This is a genomic window from Polaromonas sp. 39-63-25 (assembly GCF_002278925.1).
Lineage (GTDB): Bacteria > Pseudomonadota > Gammaproteobacteria > Burkholderiales > Burkholderiaceae_C > Polaromonas.
The window spans coordinates 63,585-79,481 of record NZ_NCJH01000027.1 but is presented as its reverse complement, the minus strand read 5'-3'; the positions used below and the strand labels follow the sequence as shown (position 1 = coordinate 79,481).

The 15,897-nt window shown below is 63.7% G+C and carries 23 protein-coding genes; 1 reads left to right on the top strand and 22 read right to left on the bottom strand.

Annotated features, from left to right (window positions below; translation table 11 throughout):
- Positions 1-102 precede the first annotated feature (102 nt).
- The 21 genes from B7X65_RS21870 to B7X65_RS21770 all read right to left on the bottom strand — a co-directional run bounded on the left by B7X65_RS21870 (position 103) and on the right by B7X65_RS21770 (position 15,063).
- A complete protein-coding gene (locus B7X65_RS21870; protein ID WP_293596364.1) occupies positions 103-396 on the bottom strand; it encodes a phage tail assembly protein in 294 nt (97 codons plus the stop codon).
- Positions 397-488: 92 nt separating this feature from the next.
- Entirely contained in the window at positions 489-839 is a 351-nt protein-coding gene (locus B7X65_RS21865) for a phage tail tube protein (protein ID WP_293596363.1), read from the bottom strand.
- Between the two features lie 12 nt (positions 840-851).
- The gene (locus tag B7X65_RS21860) at positions 852-2,324 is read right to left on the bottom strand and encodes a phage tail sheath subtilisin-like domain-containing protein (RefSeq protein ID WP_293596362.1); all 1,473 of its coding nucleotides are present in this window, start codon (positions 2,322-2,324) and stop codon (positions 852-854) included.
- A 22-nt stretch (positions 2,325-2,346) separates the two neighbouring features.
- Entirely contained in the window at positions 2,347-2,586 is a 240-nt protein-coding gene (locus B7X65_RS21855) for a DUF2635 domain-containing protein (protein ID WP_293596361.1), read from the bottom strand.
- Positions 2,586-3,200: a phage protein Gp37 gene (locus B7X65_RS21850; protein ID WP_293596360.1), complete on the bottom strand. Its 615-nt coding sequence runs from the start codon at positions 3,198-3,200 to the stop codon at positions 2,586-2,588. The genes B7X65_RS21855 and B7X65_RS21850 overlap by 1 nt, the downstream gene beginning before the upstream one ends.
- Complete coding sequence (locus B7X65_RS21845; protein ID WP_293596359.1) at positions 3,200-3,715, bottom strand: phage virion morphogenesis protein; 516 nt, start codon at positions 3,713-3,715, stop codon at positions 3,200-3,202. Before B7X65_RS21845 ends, B7X65_RS21850 begins: the two co-directional genes overlap by 1 nt.
- Positions 3,712-4,218, bottom strand: a complete 507-nt coding sequence (locus B7X65_RS21840) for a phage protein Gp36 family protein (protein WP_293596358.1) — start codon at positions 4,216-4,218, stop codon at positions 3,712-3,714. The genes B7X65_RS21845 and B7X65_RS21840 overlap by 4 nt, the downstream gene beginning before the upstream one ends.
- A gap of 135 nt (positions 4,219-4,353) precedes the next feature.
- The gene (locus tag B7X65_RS21835; protein ID WP_293596357.1) at positions 4,354-4,572 is read right to left on the bottom strand and encodes a hypothetical protein; all 219 of its coding nucleotides are present in this window, start codon (positions 4,570-4,572) and stop codon (positions 4,354-4,356) included.
- A 37-nt stretch (positions 4,573-4,609) separates the two neighbouring features.
- Complete coding sequence (locus tag B7X65_RS21830; protein ID WP_293596356.1) at positions 4,610-5,674, bottom strand: Mu-like prophage major head subunit gpT family protein; 1,065 nt, start codon at positions 5,672-5,674, stop codon at positions 4,610-4,612.
- A gap of 25 nt (positions 5,675-5,699) precedes the next feature.
- Complete coding sequence (locus B7X65_RS21825; protein WP_293596355.1) at positions 5,700-6,113, bottom strand: hypothetical protein; 414 nt, start codon at positions 6,111-6,113, stop codon at positions 5,700-5,702.
- A 38-nt stretch (positions 6,114-6,151) separates the two neighbouring features.
- Entirely contained in the window at positions 6,152-7,306 is a 1,155-nt protein-coding gene (locus B7X65_RS21820) for a phage protease (RefSeq protein ID WP_293596354.1), read from the bottom strand.
- Positions 7,307-7,364: 58 nt separating this feature from the next.
- Positions 7,365-8,159 carry a phage minor head protein gene (locus B7X65_RS21815; protein WP_293596353.1) on the bottom strand — a complete coding sequence of 265 codons (795 nt, stop codon included), beginning with the start codon at positions 8,157-8,159 and terminating at the stop codon, positions 7,365-7,367.
- A gap of 251 nt (positions 8,160-8,410) precedes the next feature.
- The gene (locus tag B7X65_RS21810; protein WP_293596352.1) at positions 8,411-10,015 is read right to left on the bottom strand and encodes a DUF935 domain-containing protein; all 1,605 of its coding nucleotides are present in this window, start codon (positions 10,013-10,015) and stop codon (positions 8,411-8,413) included.
- Positions 10,016-10,038: 23 nt separating this feature from the next.
- On the bottom strand, positions 10,039-11,652 hold the full coding sequence (locus B7X65_RS21805) for a hypothetical protein (protein WP_293596351.1): 1,614 nt from the start codon (positions 11,650-11,652) through the stop codon (positions 10,039-10,041).
- Positions 11,649-12,212, bottom strand: coding sequence for a phage protein Gp27 family protein (locus B7X65_RS21800; protein ID WP_293596350.1), 564 nt, complete (start codon positions 12,210-12,212; stop codon positions 11,649-11,651). The genes B7X65_RS21805 and B7X65_RS21800 overlap by 4 nt, the downstream gene beginning before the upstream one ends.
- A gap of 10 nt (positions 12,213-12,222) precedes the next feature.
- Complete coding sequence (locus B7X65_RS21795; protein ID WP_293596349.1) at positions 12,223-12,516, bottom strand: ArsR family transcriptional regulator; 294 nt, start codon at positions 12,514-12,516, stop codon at positions 12,223-12,225.
- On the bottom strand, positions 12,513-12,887 hold the full coding sequence (locus B7X65_RS21790; protein ID WP_293596348.1) for a DUF2730 family protein: 375 nt from the start codon (positions 12,885-12,887) through the stop codon (positions 12,513-12,515). Before B7X65_RS21790 ends, B7X65_RS21795 begins: the two co-directional genes overlap by 4 nt.
- A 73-nt stretch (positions 12,888-12,960) precedes the next feature.
- Positions 12,961-13,335 (bottom strand): hypothetical protein, encoded by a 375-nt coding sequence (locus B7X65_RS21785; RefSeq protein ID WP_293596347.1) that lies wholly within the window; start codon positions 13,333-13,335, stop codon positions 12,961-12,963.
- On the bottom strand, positions 13,332-13,664 hold the full coding sequence (locus tag B7X65_RS21780; protein WP_293596346.1) for a hypothetical protein: 333 nt from the start codon (positions 13,662-13,664) through the stop codon (positions 13,332-13,334). Before B7X65_RS21780 ends, B7X65_RS21785 begins: the two co-directional genes overlap by 4 nt.
- A 136-nt stretch (positions 13,665-13,800) precedes the next feature.
- Complete coding sequence (locus tag B7X65_RS21775; RefSeq protein ID WP_293596345.1) at positions 13,801-14,466, bottom strand: N-acetylmuramoyl-L-alanine amidase; 666 nt, start codon at positions 14,464-14,466, stop codon at positions 13,801-13,803.
- 51 nt (positions 14,467-14,517) lie between these two features.
- Complete coding sequence (locus tag B7X65_RS21770) at positions 14,518-15,063, bottom strand: hypothetical protein (RefSeq protein ID WP_293596344.1); 546 nt, start codon at positions 15,061-15,063, stop codon at positions 14,518-14,520.
- Between the two features lie 216 nt (positions 15,064-15,279).
- Between B7X65_RS21770 and B7X65_RS21765 the strand changes: the two genes are divergently transcribed.
- Positions 15,280-15,462 carry a hypothetical protein gene (locus tag B7X65_RS21765; protein ID WP_293596343.1) on the top strand — a complete coding sequence of 61 codons (183 nt, stop codon included), beginning with the start codon at positions 15,280-15,282 and terminating at the stop codon, positions 15,460-15,462.
- Between the two features lie 9 nt (positions 15,463-15,471).
- Here the strand turns inward: B7X65_RS21765 and B7X65_RS21760 are convergent, their stop codons facing one another.
- On the bottom strand, positions 15,472-15,891 hold the full coding sequence (locus tag B7X65_RS21760) for a hypothetical protein (protein WP_293596342.1): 420 nt from the start codon (positions 15,889-15,891) through the stop codon (positions 15,472-15,474).
- Between the last annotated feature and the right edge of the window lie 6 nt (positions 15,892-15,897).

The window sequence follows — 15,897 nt, the reverse complement described above, 5'->3', positions numbered from 1 at the left end:
ACAGCTCAAACTCTGCCAGCGGCAGGCTCAGGATCTCCGCGCGGCTCCAATGAAATTTCAGGGCTATCAGGGCAACCCCGCCAAGCTTGTCTTTATGCTTGGCTACGCGTCTTCCCCCAGGCGGTCGGCCTCCGCCAGGGCCGAGGCAATTTCACCGAAGCGGTTCGGACTCATGCCCATGAAGTGGCTCGCCACGAACGGGCCGGTGAACTCGCCCGCGCGCACGATCTGCAGGCAGGCCATCTGCACGTTGAACGAGTTCGGCTGAAAGCTCGATGCCTGCTGCTCGGCGGCGATCACGTCTTTCATGGTGGACGGCCGCACTTCAATCTCGCTGGCTTCCTTGCCGCCGACCTTCCAGGGCTTTTTCAGGGGCTTGATCAGGTTCTCAGACATCATGGACTCCGGGTGTTTAAAGCTGTTTAAAAGCAGGGTGTTTCAGTGGAAAAAGCCACCCGCAGGTGGCTTCGGTCATGTGCCTGCGGCGTTTAGCCTTCCAGGCACTCGGCAGCGCCGAACTCCAGAGACACCTCGCCCTTCTCCAGCTTGGGCGGCTTGGCGTTCCACGCGTTGATCAGCGTGTAGGTGCGGCCGGTGTCGGTCTCGAAGACCAGGGTGCCGTCCTTGAAGGCCTGCAGATCCGCCAGGCGCACGTCATTGGTCAGGCTGACCTTGCATTCCACCTTGGGCGCGGTGTGCTTTTCCATGAAGCCATCAACGCCGCTGTCGCTGATGACCGCCTCGCGCTCGATGCCGCCGGTCTCCAGGCTTGCGCCCTCCTTGCTGCGCAGCCGCTGGCCGTTGATGGTCACAAATACCTTGCCTGCAATTTGCGTCATGTTGAAGCCCTCTTAAAGAATGAATTGAACCGACGCGGCGAACACGCGGAACTGGTTGACCACATTCGGCGGCAAGATGCAGTTGACCCGGCCGGTGTCCACCAGGCTGCGCACCACCACCAGGTCGTTCTTGAACTGCTCGAAGCCCTCCAGCACACCCACCAGCTCCAGCTGGCGCGCCACGTCGAGCAGCTCGCCGCGAATGATGTTCGGCGTGGCCACCGCCTGGCCAGGCGAAAAGCTGGTGCCGTCGTCAGCCAGCTTGTGGCGCGGGAAGCGCAGCGCGATGCGTGCCCGGAAGGCAAAGCGCATGTAGTCCACCGTCCACTTGGTCTCCAGGTCGAGGTAGCTCACATCGTCGATGCCGTAGGCATTCACCTGGTAGGTGGTCACCACCCGCTCGATCAGCACGTTGCCGCCCTGGTCTACCAGGAAGGTGCTGATGCCGTCGCGCAGCAGCAGGTCGCGCTCCTGGCGCGTGAAGCGGTCGCCCAGGGCGGGCGGCAACAGGCCGGGCAGGTTGAGCGTCTGGAAAGGCCGCGCCGGGTCGATCGCGCCGCTGAACTCGCACACCGCCGCCAGCGCTGCCGCGTAGTGGTAGCTTGGCGATGGCGCGCTTTTTACACCCATCACCGTGCTGTGCGGGCTGTTGCGCGCCGCGCCGTAGGTGGTCAGCGCCGCGTGCGTGCCGGTCATGCCGATGAACAGATGGCCCGTGCGCATGTCCATGCCGCCCCAGCGGGCGGCCAGTTCGGTCTCCAGCTTGACCACGTTGCTGGCGTCGTTGTACGGCGTGGCGATTGTGTAGTAGGCCTCCAGGCTGATGGCTGCCAGGGCAGGCGCAACATCGGGGTTGCCGGCGCCGGCCACGCCAGCGGCGATGACGATGGCCACCCCGGCCGGCGTTTTTTCGTCGGGGTAGTAATTGATGCGTGCATCAATGTCGTTGGTGAATGCGCCCTTGTGGCGCGCGGTGAGGGTCACGACGGCCAGGGCTGCCGCTGCGGTCACAGGGGCATCCAGGCGGGCATTGACGGCCGCCGCGATGGCGGTGGCCACCACGGTGGCCGCATCGTTGAGCGCCACGCCAACGGTGATCTTGACACCGTTGATGTACAGCGCCAGCGTGCCGGCCTCCGTGGCCGGGCCGGTGACCGTGAGGGTCTTGGTGGCGGCGGTGCCGGCCACGTCGTCGGCCAGGCCCATTGCCCAGATGTCGCTTTCCTTGTTGGCGTTGCGGGCAATCACCAGCATCTCGTGCAGCACCGAGCCGCGGCCAAACAGCGCGGCCGCTTCTGCGGGGCTGTTGATGCGCTGCAGCGTCAACGCGGCAGCGCTGCCGGCCGCCAACTTGTTGCCAATGAACAGCATGCGCCGGTTCATGGCCGGCAGGCCGCGCACCGCCTTGCTGTTGTCCACCTCCAGGTACTGGCCTGGCGTGCGCACGTCGATCGGGATGGTATTGAACGCGATGTTGTCCGGCATGTAATGCTCCAGTTAAAACGGGTTACAGGTTTGAGGCGTTGGTTTTCACCATGCGCGGCACGCTCTTGGCGGCTTGCGCTTCAGGCGGCTCATCAGGCGGCGCGGCGCCCACCACATCGCCATCGGCAATGCGGCGCAGCCAGTAGCCCTCGGCGTTGACCAGCTCGCCGCCTTCGGCAAGGTAGCCGTTGATCAGCTTGCGCACCTTCAGGGCCGGCTGGCCTTCGGGCTGCGGTGCGGGTTTCACAAAAATCTGTTCCATCAGGGTGCTCCAGGGAGTTGAACGTCCAGGTCGGCGTCTGGCCGGCTGGTTGAATAGTCGGGCGGCGTGGCCAGCCACTTGGCATGCTCGGCGCTGCCGGCCTGCGGGGGAATGTCGATGTCGGCATGCACCCGCGTGAAGCTCGGCAGCTCGGCGATCTGCGCCTCGCCGTAGTCAAAGCCGATCTCGACCGGCCAGCTTTCCAGCGTGATCTCCACCGCGGCCACGCCGGCCTGGTCGAAAATTTCTTCATCGACCATCTCGCCGCCGGTCACCCGCCAGCTGCAGTCGCCCACCCGCTGGTCGTGCAGGGCGCGTATGGCCAGCGTTACCAGGCCGTCGCAGCCAATGTCAATGCCGTCGCCCTTGCGGGCCTGCTCCTGGCCGGCCACGTTGCGCACCACGCCGGCCACGGTAAAACGCATGGTGGCCAGGCTGTCCGCCACCGTGAACCGGCCCGGCACTATATAAAGGGCAGGCGCGTCGGCGTGGTAGCGCTTGAGCAGCGCATCGCTGGTCACCTTGGGCAGGGTGCCCACGGTGCGCACCAGGCGCTTCACGTCGCGGTGCGCTTGCAGGCGGGCAATGAGGGCGTTTTCGGCGGCGGCAAGCATCAAGCACCCCCCCGGTTGCGCGCAGCCAGGTCGATGGCGTCATTGGTCAGGGCCAGCATCTCGCGGCCGTCCTCGGCATTGACGCCCAGGTAAGGCCTAGCCGGGATGGTGACTTGCTTGACCGTCACGAATCCGCCACCCGGCATGCGAAAGCGCAGCGCGCCGGCTGATTTGGCCTTGATGACAGCGCCGAACTGGTGAACGCCGGCATAAATCACGTTGGTGCCCCAGCTGGTGCCGCTGTTGTCCGCGTTGTGGCTGATGCTGCGCAGCAGCCTGGCCTTCTGAATAAGTGTCCGGCCAGGGCCGCTGGCCTGGGCGCGGATGCTGGGCACCCAGCGCTTGCGGTCCGGGCCGGCCTGGTTTTTGAAGCGCAGCCGGGTGCTGCTTTCGCCGTACTGGCCGATGGCCTCCCAGATCGGGCGGGGCTGCTGGCCGAGCGCGGCCATGCGTGCAAACGCACCGCCCAGGCCCTCCAGGCCATCGGTGCGGGCTTCGATGACGATGCCGGTCATATAAACCCCCGACTGCTTTCGCGGCCCCACACCTTGCCGCCGGTCACCAGCTCGGCGCCGGCGCTGCTGACGGGCTGCACGCCGCTGGCCGCGTCCGCGCCCAGGCTGACGACGCCCTTTGAAACGCTTTCAAGCCACTTGATGTTCGCCGCATGGCGGTCCTTGATCAGATCCGTGACCTGATCGTCATAGAGGTAAAAGCGCGCCAGCTCGCAGGCCACCCGCTGCAGCACTGCTGGCACCGGCGCGATCGGCAAGGTGTACCTGGCGCTGATGTAGCCGTTGATGGTGTCGTCGGCATCCTGCAGGGCGCGCTGCACCACCACCAGGCCGGCCTGGGCGCGGGCGACCGCATCGGCCGGGTAGCCCACCAGGCTGGTTCCTGCGGCCACGGCGATCATCAGCGCGGCGGTGACCAGGCGCGGCACGCCGCGATCGACGCGCTGAGAAATCTCAGTGGCGTCGAAGCGGGTCAGCAGTTCTGTGGCGGTGGCGTAGGGCACTTGGTTTTAAGGGGTGTTTAAGCTTTAAGGAATGCACACTTGGGTAGCACATTCCTGAAACCTCAAAAAAGGCCCGGTGGTGTTACCCACCGGGGCTTTTGCTTGGCTGCTTTGCAGTTGCTTATTTGTGTCGGTCTACGCCTCGGCGGGCGGCTCGATGTCCACTTCCTGCACCACCAGGTTGGGGTCTGTGGTGATCTGCTCGACCTGTTCGGCCGACAGCTCGCTCAGCGGAATCGTCTTTGCCTCGCCACTGAAGGTGTGGCCACCCCGGCGAAAGCTCGCCGGGCGGGCTGTGACCTTCAGGCCTCGGGTGGCCGGGCCAGCGGCCCGGCTTTGGTTCTTGGTTGCCATCTAAGTTTTCTCCTGGAGTTAATCAGTCAGTGGCCGCTCAAGGCAACCAGGGGCAGGTCACGACCACGGCGGTGTTGCGGTAGACGTTGCTGGCGCCGTTTGCCTGGCGCTCGGCGGTGACCACGTCCAGCGCGGCCTTTTCGTTGCTGGGGCCAACGAGCAGCAGGCCGGGCATGATGCCCATCGGCTTGCCGGCATCGTTTTTGACGCTCATCATGGCCTGGCGTGCGGCGCCGTAGCCGGCTGCGTCCAGGGCGGCCTTGCTGCAATAGGCTTGCTGCCACAGCCCGAAGCCCACGTTCAACCGGCCATCGACGCCAAAGACATATTCGTCTTTGTCGAAGACGTGCTGGTCTGTCAGGTCCGTCTTGGAGACAAACGAGTAGTCCCGGCGCATCTGCAAAATGAAGGGCTTGAGCATCTTGCTGATGTCGAGCAGATACCAGGGGTTGTTGCCGCCAACAGATTGGTAGTTGCTGACGCTGACCTCTGCGCCCGACTGACCCACCGGGTGATCGGTATCGAAGAAGTACTGGCCGTCATAGCACAGCGTCGAAGTGCCGGCTGCGATCAGCGAAAAGATCAACTGATCAGGATGCAGCGCCGCGTCCTGGCCGAGGTTTGCCATCAGCGGCGTGTAGGTGCCGTACTGGTCATCATCAATGGCGTCCCTGGGTACCGCCACGGTGTTTTCAAACTTCTTGTTCTTGATGCTGTAGCCGTGCAGCTTGAGGTTCTGGTACACCCGCTCACCCAGCCACTCGCGCATTTGCGTGTTCGCGCCAAGCCAGGCATAGATTTCCTCGCTGGTCGAGGACGGCACCTTCATGGCGACCTTGTCCCACATCGGCTTTGCCGTGGTAAAGGCACCCTTGAAGGCCGCGTTAAAACCCTGCTTGAGCAGTGTCAGGTTGGCCGGCGTGATGGTCAGCCCGCCGAAAGCCAGGGCCGCCCAGGCCTCGCTGTTGGCCGGCATCGAAATTGCCGCCATTGCCAGGCCGGCGTGCGCCGGGTGATGGCCCGCAAAGGCCATGCCCGCGCCGAGCACGGCGAAGACCACGATCGCCAGCAGGCGACCACCAGAAAAAATGCTGCGTTTCATTGATTGCTCCAGGAGTTGAGGGGGGTTAGATGAACTCGATCCAGACGCCGGTGGCGTCCACGTCGCGGATTTTTCCGGCGATGCTGCGGGTCGCGACGCCGTCCGTCTTGGCGACGGTCTGGTTGTCCACGATGTAGGCGTTGGTGCCGATTTCGGCGATGGTGATCAGGTCGCCCGCTGCGCTGTTGGCGAAGCGGAACCAGCCGTCGTTGCGCACCGGCACCTTGATGTCGCCGCTGGCACCCAGCGTGTTGTCAGCGGTTTCGTCGGCCACGCCAACGGCCTTGAGGGTGGTCGCCACCGCGCCGCCCTGGGCGTAGCCTGCGGCGGTGAGTACCACCAGGGTGCCTGCCAGCACCTTGGTGGCGGCAAGCACGGGGTAAGCGGCCTTGTCGCCCGCGCGGCGCTGGGTGTCGCGCTCTGTTGCAATTGCTGTCATGTTGTTTCCAGGTAGTTAGGGGGTTGAGTGGGGGCGCGTCAGGCGGCAACCTCTGCGCCGCCGCGGAACTGCTCAAGCGTCAGGCCCATGCTTTTGCACATGGTCAGCTCTTCGGCCGTGCCTGGCGCCTTGGGGTCAAGCGCTGCGGCAGGCTTGCCGCCGGTTTGCGTCTGGCCGGCCAGGGCGGGGTTGGCCGGCGTGTCTTTGATCAGCGCCTTGAGCTGGGCAATGTCCACCTTGCCAATGTCGCGCCATACCTTCTCGACCACCGGGGAGCACTTGCCCTCGGCCCGGGCCTGGTCGATCAGCTTGTCAACCTCGGTTGCCACACCTGCAGCGCGCAGGGCAGCAACCTCGCCGTTGAGTGCGTTGAAGGATTCCAGGGAAACGAACTTCGTCGGGTCGGGGTTGCTGCCTGCGCCGCTGGCTTTCAGCGTCGCCACTTCCGTGGTTAGGCTTGCAGCCTTGTCGGCGTTGGCTTTCAGAGCTGCAGCAGCAGTGACCACTTCGGCAGGAGTTGCGGCTTCAGCCAGGCCCAGCGTCTTCACCAGGTCGGCCGGCATGGCTGCAGCCTTGAGGTTGGAAACGGCCGTGACGGCTTGCTCTGCCGTGGTGGCGTCGGTAACAGGGAGGCCAAGCGCCTTGAGCAGCGCTTTGAGAACTTCATTCATGGATTGCTCCGGGTGGGTTGAAAAACTTGCGTTGAGCCGCGCGACGCGCTCTTGCGCGACAGGGCTCAGATCGAGACAGGGGATGTTGACCAGCGACGCGTTGAGCACGTCGATCACCTCGCCGGTCTGCTTGTCGTAGACGATGACGGGGCTGATGTATTTGTATTCACCAGCCTCAATCATTTCTTTGGCCTTGGCAGTCCACTGGACATTCAGGGCAAACAACCCAACGCCGTCGCGCCACTCGAAGGCAGTGGCCCAGCCAGACGCTGGTGCCGGCTGGCCGTTCTGCTCGCTCAGCATGGATTGGTGTTCGTAGTCCAGGTTGAACTGCACACGCGCATGGCGGGCGGTCAACTTGGCGGCGAGGGTGCGCCCTTGTTGGTCAGACAGCTTCCATGTAAGGCCCTTTCCTGGACGGCCGTCGCGGCCAACGAATTCGCCCACCGGCAACAGGTGCACGTCTGCAGTGGCCTGCAGCGCAAGCGCCAACGTCAATAGGGCAACAGCGGTTTTCTTCATGAGGCGTTGATCCTCGCGCGATGCCGCACCACGCGTCTAGTAAAGCGCTTTAGCTCGTTCATGGCTTGGCGCCTTTGTCGGCCTTGAAGGCCTGGGTCTTGTCCTGCAGCATCTTTTCCAGGTGCGCGCGCCGGCCGCCTGGTGGGTAGTGGAAGGCCGGGTCAACGCCGGTCGGCACGCTCATCACTTCGCCCGTGCGCTTGTTGACCACCTCGCGCATCACCTCGGGCGGCGCCTTACCGACCTTGAGGCCCTCGCGGTCGAGCATGCGCTGCGTGTACTGGATGACGCTGCACTTGCAGCCCCATTCCTTGATCGGCAGATGCGACTGCCAGAACGAGTCGTCGGCGCGCAGCACCAGGCCGGCATAGGCCAGGTGGGTGTGGCGCGGGTTGACCGATGCGCTGCGCACGTACTCAAGAAAGGGGAACAGCTCCTGGTTGCGCTCGATGCGCTCCCATTGCCCTTCGCTGTAGGCGGTGGCAAGGTTGGTGTCGAAGATCACTTCCAGCCGGCCCGGGCTGCCCAGCTGCACCAGCTTGGTCTCGCCGTCGTCCGGGTCAACCATCTCCTGGCGGCCCCACCAGCCGCGCTTGACCAGGCGCGGCATCAGCTCTTCCTGGAAGACGGCCAGCGTGGTGCCGTCTGCGATCGCTGCGTCCACGAACTCGCGGATCTCGGCCAGCAGATCGAGCTGCATCGCCTTGGCGACCGTGAAGGCTGCCTGGTGTTCCTGCTGCCAGACGTCGCGGTAGTCGAAGCCGATCCGGTAGCCCTTCTGCCGGAAATAGGCGATGGCTTCCTCCGGATTGACGGCCTTCAGGACCGGCTTCAAGTCCAGTTTTTTGGGCATTTAATGCAACACCCGCTCAAAACCAGCCGAAAAAGGCAAGCCCATCCCCGCCCCAAATTGGCGCATAGACCCTTTAAAGACCGCTTTAGCAGCCGCGCTGGCGATTTTTTGGGGGGGTGGTAGCCAGATCGGCGAAAGGCGCCACAAAGGCCCTGAAATTTGAAGTGGCCCGGTTTGGGGGCACCGGACGGCCGCCCACCAAAGCGGAAACTTCAATGCTGGCGCGGGTTTACGGCCGTTTGGCTGGCGCATCAATCGGCCTTTTTGACCTTGTTGAGCTGGCCCCAGGTGCGGGCCGCGAATTGGCCGCGCGCCAGCAGCTCGGCCAGCCTGGCCGGATTGGCCTGGCTCAGCGCTGCCTCCAGGGCATCGCGGAATTCCTCCAGGGTGCTGGCAGCGGCCAGCGCGGTCTGGACTGGCTGCAGGGTTTCGCCCAGGACTTCTTCCCAGTCGTCGCCCATGTCGGCCGCAAGCGCGTCCAGTTCATCGCCCTCGGGGCCGCCCGCCGGCACACGGGCCTTCAGTTGGGCACTGCCAGGCTTGGGCGCATTGTTCGGTTTTGCCTTGGGGTCGGTCGGCTCGGCCGCTGCAGGCGCTGTCTTGACCAGGACTTCATCGCCCTCGGCCGGCTGCGGGATCTTCAGCTTGTCGTGCGCCCACTTGGCCGGGATGCGCATGCCCACGTCCACCAGCTTGGGCACGGCCTCGCTGTACAGCTTCAGGTCTTCCGGCTCCTGGGTATCGAACACCAGGCTGGGGCAGCGGCGCATGTCCGTCGCCCCCTTGTTCAAAGCCAGGAGTGGGTAGATCAGCTGGCGCTTGAGGGTGGCCGCGATCTGCTTGGCATCGGCATTGCGCAGCTCGGTGCGCACCTCGTTGTGCACCTTGCCCAGGGCCTGCGTGCCGTTGGCGCCTTCGCTGCTGGTCAGCGTGCCGCCCAGGATGGCCTTGGACATGGTCCGCTCCATCAGGCTGATCATGGAGTCGAAGGCTTTGTTGTCGCCGGTCGCCGCGTTCTTGAAGTCGATCGCCATGCCGGCAGGGATGATGCCGGCAGCGTTGTGGCCAATGCCGACCACTGCGCGCAGCAGCGTGGCCTTGTCTTCCTTGGTGGCACTGGCGCCGTAGGTGCCCAGCCGCATCGGTAGGCCGTAGATCTCCAGGAACTCGGCCAGATCCCGCACGGCGTAGTTCTTGAAAATGAAGGGCCACGTCAACACGCGGAACAAACCGCTGCGCGAGACATAGCCACTGCGCGCCCGGTGCTGGTGCATGATCCAGCCGAACTGCCACAGACGCTCACCGTCCGCGCTGTTGTCGCGCAGCCGCAGCTCGTTGCGGCCGATCTCTGGATCGAGCGCCAGCTTGAACCAGCCCTGTGGCCGGTGCTCGATCTTCACCGGCATCTGGATGCCGTCCACCCGGCCCCATGTCATCTCCAGCGGGGCAAAGCCGTGGCCGATCGCGTCCGTCATGTCGAACAGCACGTCGCCGAAGTCCTCCATCGACTCCAGCACCTCGGTGATGAACTCGGCCTGGGCCTTCTCCTGGGCCGTTGCATTCTTGGGCGGGACGATAGTCCAGTCCAGCTGCTGCACGGCCATGCGGCGCTTCTGCAGCTCGCTGAAAAGGTGGCCGTCCTTTTCTTCCATGTCGGCAAACAGCTCGTGCTGGGCCGTCAGGTCGCCTTGCTCGGCGTCCTGCAGGATCTTTGCCAGGCGTGGCGGCGTCAGGCCCCGGCTGGGGTGGTTCTCAAACTCATAGCGCAGCTGCGCCAGGCGCGCGGTCTGCGGCTCCTGGAGCTGAGCCACGGCTACGTCTTCAAAGGCTTTGCCGAATTGGTCAAGGATGGCCATAGTTGTTTCTCGGTTGTGTTGGCCTACCAGGCACCGCGCTGAAAGTCGCCCATGTCGTGATCGTTGTCGCGGTCATTGAGCGGTGCATCCCAGCGGCCGTGGCGGGCTGGCGCGGCCTCATAGCCGTAGTCATTGGTGCCGGCCAGCACTCGACTGGCGTACCAGGCGTTGGCGCCAGCGATGAAGGTGTCGCCGTGGCGTTTCTTTTTCTGAGCATCGGCGGTGCGCAGATCTGGAATCAGCGGAATGCCCTTGACGACCTTGGGCACGCGGTGGTCGGCCAGAATGTCCGCGTCCATTGGCAGCTCGAACATCCGGTCCTCGAACGCCGCTTTGTACGGAGGCAGGTTTTCCAGGTACCAGGCCTGCGTGGCCATGATGCAGAGAATTCGGTCCGGGCCATACCGCTGCGCCGTCTCTTCAGCCATCTGCGAGCCGAGCCCACGGCCATCCAGCGCGGCACCGACAAAGCGGTGCAAGCCGTCCATCAAATACCAGAGCACCTGCAGCTGCTGACGGAATGGCATGCCGCGCAGCTCGATCGCAAAGGGCGCATAGCGCGTCAAGTCCTGGCGCTGCAGCAGCGGCAGGAACGCGCTTAAGTCGCCGGTGCGGCCAAAGTCGCCACCGACAAAACCCAGCTCGTTCCTGGGCAACTCAACCAGCAGCGGCTTAAGGTTGTCCTCGCACCAGCCGAGAACGGTGGAAATGCGCGACTGCTCAGACTGGAAAGTAAAAGCCGGCGCGCGCTGGTCACGCAGCACCGGCCAGCCCTTGCGCATCTGGCCTTCGACCAGCTCGCGGGTGAGGAAGGCGCCAGAGCCGTTCTTGGGCACGCAGTCCAGCTCTTCCTCGGCGTCGTCGCCGTACTGCGCGCGGATGGTTGCCGCCCACTTGGCTTCGCCCTCGGCCGTCCATTCAATCTCCTGGCGCTGGCAGACGCGGTGGTACAGGCCGTCGCGGATGGCTTCATCGAAGGTGGTGCGGTGCAGGCTGTAGGGCACGCGGCCGGCGCGGATGTCGTTGACCAGGGTGTTGAACGGGTTGTCGTCGCCGTTGTGGGTGCTGATGATGCGCACCTCGCCGCCCCAGATCAGCAGCGCCATTGCGGCCTTGATCAGGCCGGCCAGGTCGGTGTGGAAGGCGGCTTCATCGATGATCACACGGCCCTGCTTGCCGCGCAGGTTTCGCGGCGTCGATGACAGTGCCGTGATGCGGTGCCCGCTGGCGAAGGTGATGCTGAATTTCAGCACCGACTGGCGCTCTTCGCCGTCGATGAAGATCTCCTCGCCCGACTCGATGTCGGCCGCGAAGCCCTGCATGTGCTGCGCCCACTGCGCGCAATCGAGAATGAACTCGATCGCCATGTCCTTGGTGTAGCCGATGTACCAGACGTCCATGCCGGTGGCGGCTGCCGCGCATTCCACCGCGTCTTCGGCCTCGCCCCAGCTCAAGCCGATGCGGCGCGACTTCTCGTACACCTTGACCTTGGCCTTGTCGGTGACCCACTTGCCCTGGTAGTCCAGGAAGATGCCGGGCGAGCGCTGCGCCGCCTGGTACTGGATCGCCTCGGCCAATGGCGTCAGCGTGGGGGACAAGGCGATCGCGGCCGCGACTGCCAGCTTCGGCAGGATCATTGGGCGGCGACTCCCAGCACCTTGTTGCGCCAGGTCTGGATGGTCTCTTCAGACGCACCCAGTTTGCGGGCACCCTTGGTGATTTCTTCGGCGGCCTTCTCGGCCTTGGCCGCGATCAGCTTGCGGATGGCAAACTCTTTGTCGATCACCAGCTTGTCGGTCTGGGCAAAGCCCTTGATGGCATTGCTCAAGAACATCAGGTCTTCAGGGCTGGCGCTCTCGGTCTCGCTGATGCTCTTGAAGGCCACCATGCGCAGCATCTCCAGCAGCATGCGGCTCACGTCGCCCTTGGGCTCCGCGCCGATCTTGTCCATCCAGACGGCGGCCATCTGCTGCGCCTGGCGATATTCCTCCATGCGCTCATTGGCTGTCTTGACGTAGCGGCCAACCGCAGAACGTGAGGCCTCGCCGCCCAGGGAATTGATCAGCTCGACCAGCTGGTCGATGCTGGTGCGGCCTTCGCGCACGGCCGTGTCCACCGCTTCCTTGATCTTGGGGTCAAGCTGGGTGATGGAGCTGGGCCGGGAAGGCTTGCGCTTAACGATGGTTTTCGGTGCCATGTAAAGGCCTTTAAGGCGTCGGCTTCTTGACGCCAGGCACGCTGGCACGGCCTGCGGCTACATCGGCGCCACGGGCCGTCATGGTGGCGAGGGTCACCTCGCCGATCACGCGCGAAGTCACCAGGCCCTGCTCGGCCAGCCAGGCAATGTCGCCGGTCACCTGGTCGATGCTGGCGTTGTGGCCGTAGATGTCGCCAATGGCATCGCGCAGCAGGAAGCCGTTGGCCTGGTAGCCCTGCGACTGCGCCAGCACCAGCAGCAGCGACAGGCGGCGGTCTTCGGTGACGGTTTTCTGGAAGCTCATCGGTGTTTGTTGTTGTTGAGTAGGTGGTCATGCACCAGGTTGATCTGGTGCTCCATGCGTGCGAGCAGGCCGGCCAGGCCGTTGATCTGCGCTTTCACCGAGGACACGTCATTGGCCAGATGGGCCATGTCCTGCTCGGTCGGCAGGTGCTTGACGGCTTCCTCCAGCACCGTGAGGCGGGTGTTCTGCTGCTCGTTGACATCGGTGCTTGCCTTGATGAAGGCCACCAGCTCACTGGAGACGGCCTTCACGGCGATAACGTTGTCGTTGTCCTTGGTGCGCAGGTAGCCCCACACGCCCAGGGCGATGATCGCCACCCAATGAGCGATGTCATTGAAGACCTTCCACGAGATGAGATCAAAGGGGCTCAAGGGCTCTCTCCGTTTTGTTTGTTTGTTTGTTTGGGTGCGCGACATACAAACATCGCGTCGTCCTGCAGGCCGGCTACTTGGTCCCGGAGGCGGTCAGCTTCTGCAGCCAGTCCGAGGAAAGCTTGGTTGCAGCTTCCAAAAAGCTCTCTTGCGGTGGCGGCACCTTGAGCGAGGGCGATAGATCCGGGATCGCTGCCGGCGGTGGACACGTCACGCGTTTTGCCTGTTCATCGGAAATCCTTTCTGCGTTACGAAACTTGATCAGTTGGTCGGCGCTGCGCTCACGCTCCAGGCGCAGGGTTTCGGCCTGGTCAATGGCTTTTTGCTTGTCCCACCGCGCCTGGGTGCGGGCTTCACCCACACCGATCAGGTGCGAGCGCACGGCAGCGGCCCCGGCCGCAAGCGCAGCCAGCACGGCGGCAATGATGGCCAGGCGCATCCAGGTCATGACTTACCTACCGCCGTGCTGGTGATAAATCGCAGGGCGGCATTGGCGACCGGCAGCCCGAAGGCCAGCCAGGTGAATAACCCGCCGGGCAATGCGCCCTGCAAAACATTGAGCTGGGACTCAGCGGCGGCCAGTGCCAGCACCACCGCGTTTACCCACAGCGTTTTTGATTTCCACCAGGGCTTGACTGCCGGCGTGTTTTCGGCAGCGGCCCAGCCGGCTTTGGTGGCCGCGTTTAGCTGCCACCAGTCGAGCAGTGGCATGCCGTCGTAAGTCTTGCCGGCAACCGCCAGGCTGTAGGAGGCATAGGCTTTTTGTCCGGGGCTCATTTCAGCCACCTCCACAATGCCCAGGCGAGCAGCGCGATCAAAGCGGCCGCAATGTATGGCAGGCTGTAGATGATCCACATGATCAGCCGGTAGTCGCCGTGGCCCCGTTGCCTATGTTTAAGGTTTGTGCGTCCTCTCATGCTTGCTGCTCCTGGTAGATCTGGCTGACCTCAGGCTGCATGCCGCGTGCCAGCCATGCGCGCACGTCAAAGCCGGGGCATGTCTTGGTCCACTCGAAGGGCTCGACAAGGCCGTCGCCATCGCCATCGGGCGACAGGTCGCGGTGGCCGCAGACGCCGCCGAACATGGTGTAGCCCAGCTTGCGCGTCTTGTCGGGCACGCGCTTGGGCGCGGCGCAGGGGATGCCGTAGTCCGACAGCAGCATGGACACCACCGCCTGCAGGCTCTTCCATTGCCCGGCGGTGTATTTGGCCTCGCGCTCAGCGCCGCCCACCAGGCAGATGCCCACCGAGTTGGCGTTGAACTCTGCCGCATGCGCGCCGACCTCGGTCAAGGCCCGGCCAGACCAGACCTCGCCGGTCAGGTCGATGATGAAGTGGTAGCCGATAGACGGCAGCTTGGAGCTGAAGGCGCGAACGGCCTCGGGGCGGCGCCGAAATTGGCGGGCAGCGTGCCAGGCGTCAATGACCTGGGGCGCGTTCATGTAGCCCACCGAGCCGGGCTTGCCCTGCTGCAACGGCTTGCCGCTGGGAGTGGCGGCGCAGTGAATGACAACCAGGTCAATCGACCGTGGCAGCGGTTGCCCGACTTGGCGGGCGATGGGTGTTTGGTTTGCGAGCATCTGCGGGATGTTCCCGCGTGCGCGCGATGGCGTCTATTAAAACGCTTTAGCTTATGCTTGGTCGGGCTTGGTCGGCGGCGTCACGTTGCCTAGGGACTGATCGAAGTCGAAGACATTTTTGAGCGGCCGCTGCCACCACGGCAACGGAGTTACCTTGGCGGCATGGTCAAAGGCTACTGACAACTCGTTGTGACATTGAGTGACTAGCGCGCCGAGGGTAGCTGGTTCACTTGCCTCCAAACGTAGTAACTTCGCATCGAATCCGCTTAGTTTCGCGTCATCGAAGTCGTTGCCGCATTCGACTAGCTCGGCCTCAAGACGTTTGTAGTCGCGGGCAAGTTCGGCATGGCGTCGCGCCTTTGCAGCCGGGCCATATGTCAGCGAGAGTGTTGAGATCAGGGCTATCGAACCAGCAAACCACATGCTTAATTCTGGATCTGCCTTTATCTGAGCGAAGGCCGCCGCACCGCCTATAGCGCTCAAAAACTTGGCGAAGCGGTCTAACCCATCAAGGAATCTCTCCCTTTTCTGGTGGTACATGCTGGACATCATCAAGCGCCAGCGAATGTCCCAGCAACGCTGGTGCAGGTCAGCCATCGTTACTTCTTAGGTGGAGGCGGTGTGGGCCTACTCGACGTCACATTCTTAGGAGGCGCCGGGCCGCGAGCACTTTCATTTATGAAGCGCCCCGAGTCGGACGATCGCGACGGCTGTTTAGGCGCCGGGGGCGCAGGCTTGGCTTTACTCATAACGCGTCACTTTTTGGGAGGAGGTGGAGGCGGCCTAGAAAACATCACATGCGAATCCGATGACTTGATCGACCGCTCGCTGAACTCGCGCGACGTACTGGGCGGTGGTGGTGGCGGTGGTGGTGGCGGCGGTGGTGGCGGCGGTGGTGGCGGTGGTGGCGGTGGTGGCGGTGGTGGCGGTGGCGGTGGCGGTGGCGGTGGCGGTGGTGGCGGTTTGTTTTCGCTCATTATTTTTCCCTTGGTTTAAATTTATAGCTCAGCGCTTCACTTCTTCGGCGCCGTCAACACCGAAATACCCGAACCCTCCCGGACTATACGGCTTGTCTCTGCAAATAGCCAAACATGCCGACTTGGCGACCGTCACTTCAGCCGCCTTGACCGCCTCCACCTCGAAGTAGCAGCTCTGCCCCTGGGCGCGGTATTGGCCGATCAGTTTGCCGGATGGCTTGTCGTTCACGCGCACCGTGATGGTGTAAGCCTCGCTCCATTTCCGATCGCGTTGGGCATCCAGGCTGGCCGCCCCTTTGGCCGGCGCATCGATCCTCAAATCCGCTGCGTAGGTTTTGAGCCCTGGGCATGCCGCATCGAGGGCCTTGCGCGCATCGTCTGGCGTTGCTGCGCTTGCCGAGCCCACGAGGGCACAGAACAGTAAAGCCAGTTTTAAAGACGATTTCATAGATCC

What these genes read in the sequence shown, in the direction of transcription:
- B7X65_RS21820 (WP_293596354.1), bottom strand. Translation starts at nt 7,306, where the DNA reads ATGAAGAAAACCGCTGTTGCCCTATTGACGTTGGCGCTTGCGCTGCAG.
- B7X65_RS21780 (WP_293596346.1), bottom strand. Translation starts at nt 13,664, where the DNA reads ATGAGCCCCGGACAAAAAGCCTATGCCTCCTACAGCCTGGCGGTTGCC.
- B7X65_RS21785 (WP_293596347.1), bottom strand. Translation starts at nt 13,335, where the DNA reads ATGACCTGGATGCGCCTGGCCATCATTGCCGCCGTGCTGGCTGCGCTT.
- B7X65_RS21870 (WP_293596364.1), bottom strand. Translation starts at nt 396, where the DNA reads ATGTCTGAGAACCTGATCAAGCCCCTGAAAAAGCCCTGGAAGGTCGGC.
- B7X65_RS21835 (WP_293596357.1), bottom strand. Translation starts at nt 4,572, where the DNA reads ATGGCAACCAAGAACCAAAGCCGGGCCGCTGGCCCGGCCACCCGAGGC.
- B7X65_RS21775 (WP_293596345.1), bottom strand. Translation starts at nt 14,466, where the DNA reads ATGCTCGCAAACCAAACACCCATCGCCCGCCAAGTCGGGCAACCGCTG.
- B7X65_RS21845 (WP_293596359.1), bottom strand. Translation starts at nt 3,715, where the DNA reads ATGACCGGCATCGTCATCGAAGCCCGCACCGATGGCCTGGAGGGCCTG.
- B7X65_RS21770 (WP_293596344.1), bottom strand. Translation starts at nt 15,063, where the DNA reads ATGGCTGACCTGCACCAGCGTTGCTGGGACATTCGCTGGCGCTTGATG.
- B7X65_RS21850 (WP_293596360.1), bottom strand. Translation starts at nt 3,200, where the DNA reads ATGCTTGCCGCCGCCGAAAACGCCCTCATTGCCCGCCTGCAAGCGCAC.
- B7X65_RS21815 (WP_293596353.1), bottom strand. Translation starts at nt 8,159, where the DNA reads ATGCCCAAAAAACTGGACTTGAAGCCGGTCCTGAAGGCCGTCAATCCG.
- B7X65_RS21795 (WP_293596349.1), bottom strand. Translation starts at nt 12,516, where the DNA reads ATGAGCTTCCAGAAAACCGTCACCGAAGACCGCCGCCTGTCGCTGCTG.
- B7X65_RS21810 (WP_293596352.1), bottom strand. Translation starts at nt 10,015, where the DNA reads ATGGCCATCCTTGACCAATTCGGCAAAGCCTTTGAAGACGTAGCCGTG.
- B7X65_RS21800 (WP_293596350.1), bottom strand. Translation starts at nt 12,212, where the DNA reads ATGGCACCGAAAACCATCGTTAAGCGCAAGCCTTCCCGGCCCAGCTCC.
- B7X65_RS21860 (WP_293596362.1), bottom strand. Translation starts at nt 2,324, where the DNA reads ATGCCGGACAACATCGCGTTCAATACCATCCCGATCGACGTGCGCACG.
- B7X65_RS21830 (WP_293596356.1), bottom strand. Translation starts at nt 5,674, where the DNA reads ATGAAACGCAGCATTTTTTCTGGTGGTCGCCTGCTGGCGATCGTGGTC.
- B7X65_RS21825 (WP_293596355.1), bottom strand. Translation starts at nt 6,113, where the DNA reads ATGACAGCAATTGCAACAGAGCGCGACACCCAGCGCCGCGCGGGCGAC.
- B7X65_RS21760 (WP_293596342.1), bottom strand. Translation starts at nt 15,891, where the DNA reads ATGAAATCGTCTTTAAAACTGGCTTTACTGTTCTGTGCCCTCGTGGGC.
- B7X65_RS21865 (WP_293596363.1), bottom strand. Translation starts at nt 839, where the DNA reads ATGACGCAAATTGCAGGCAAGGTATTTGTGACCATCAACGGCCAGCGG.
- B7X65_RS21805 (WP_293596351.1), bottom strand. Translation starts at nt 11,652, where the DNA reads ATGATCCTGCCGAAGCTGGCAGTCGCGGCCGCGATCGCCTTGTCCCCC.
- B7X65_RS21855 (WP_293596361.1), bottom strand. Translation starts at nt 2,586, where the DNA reads ATGGAACAGATTTTTGTGAAACCCGCACCGCAGCCCGAAGGCCAGCCG.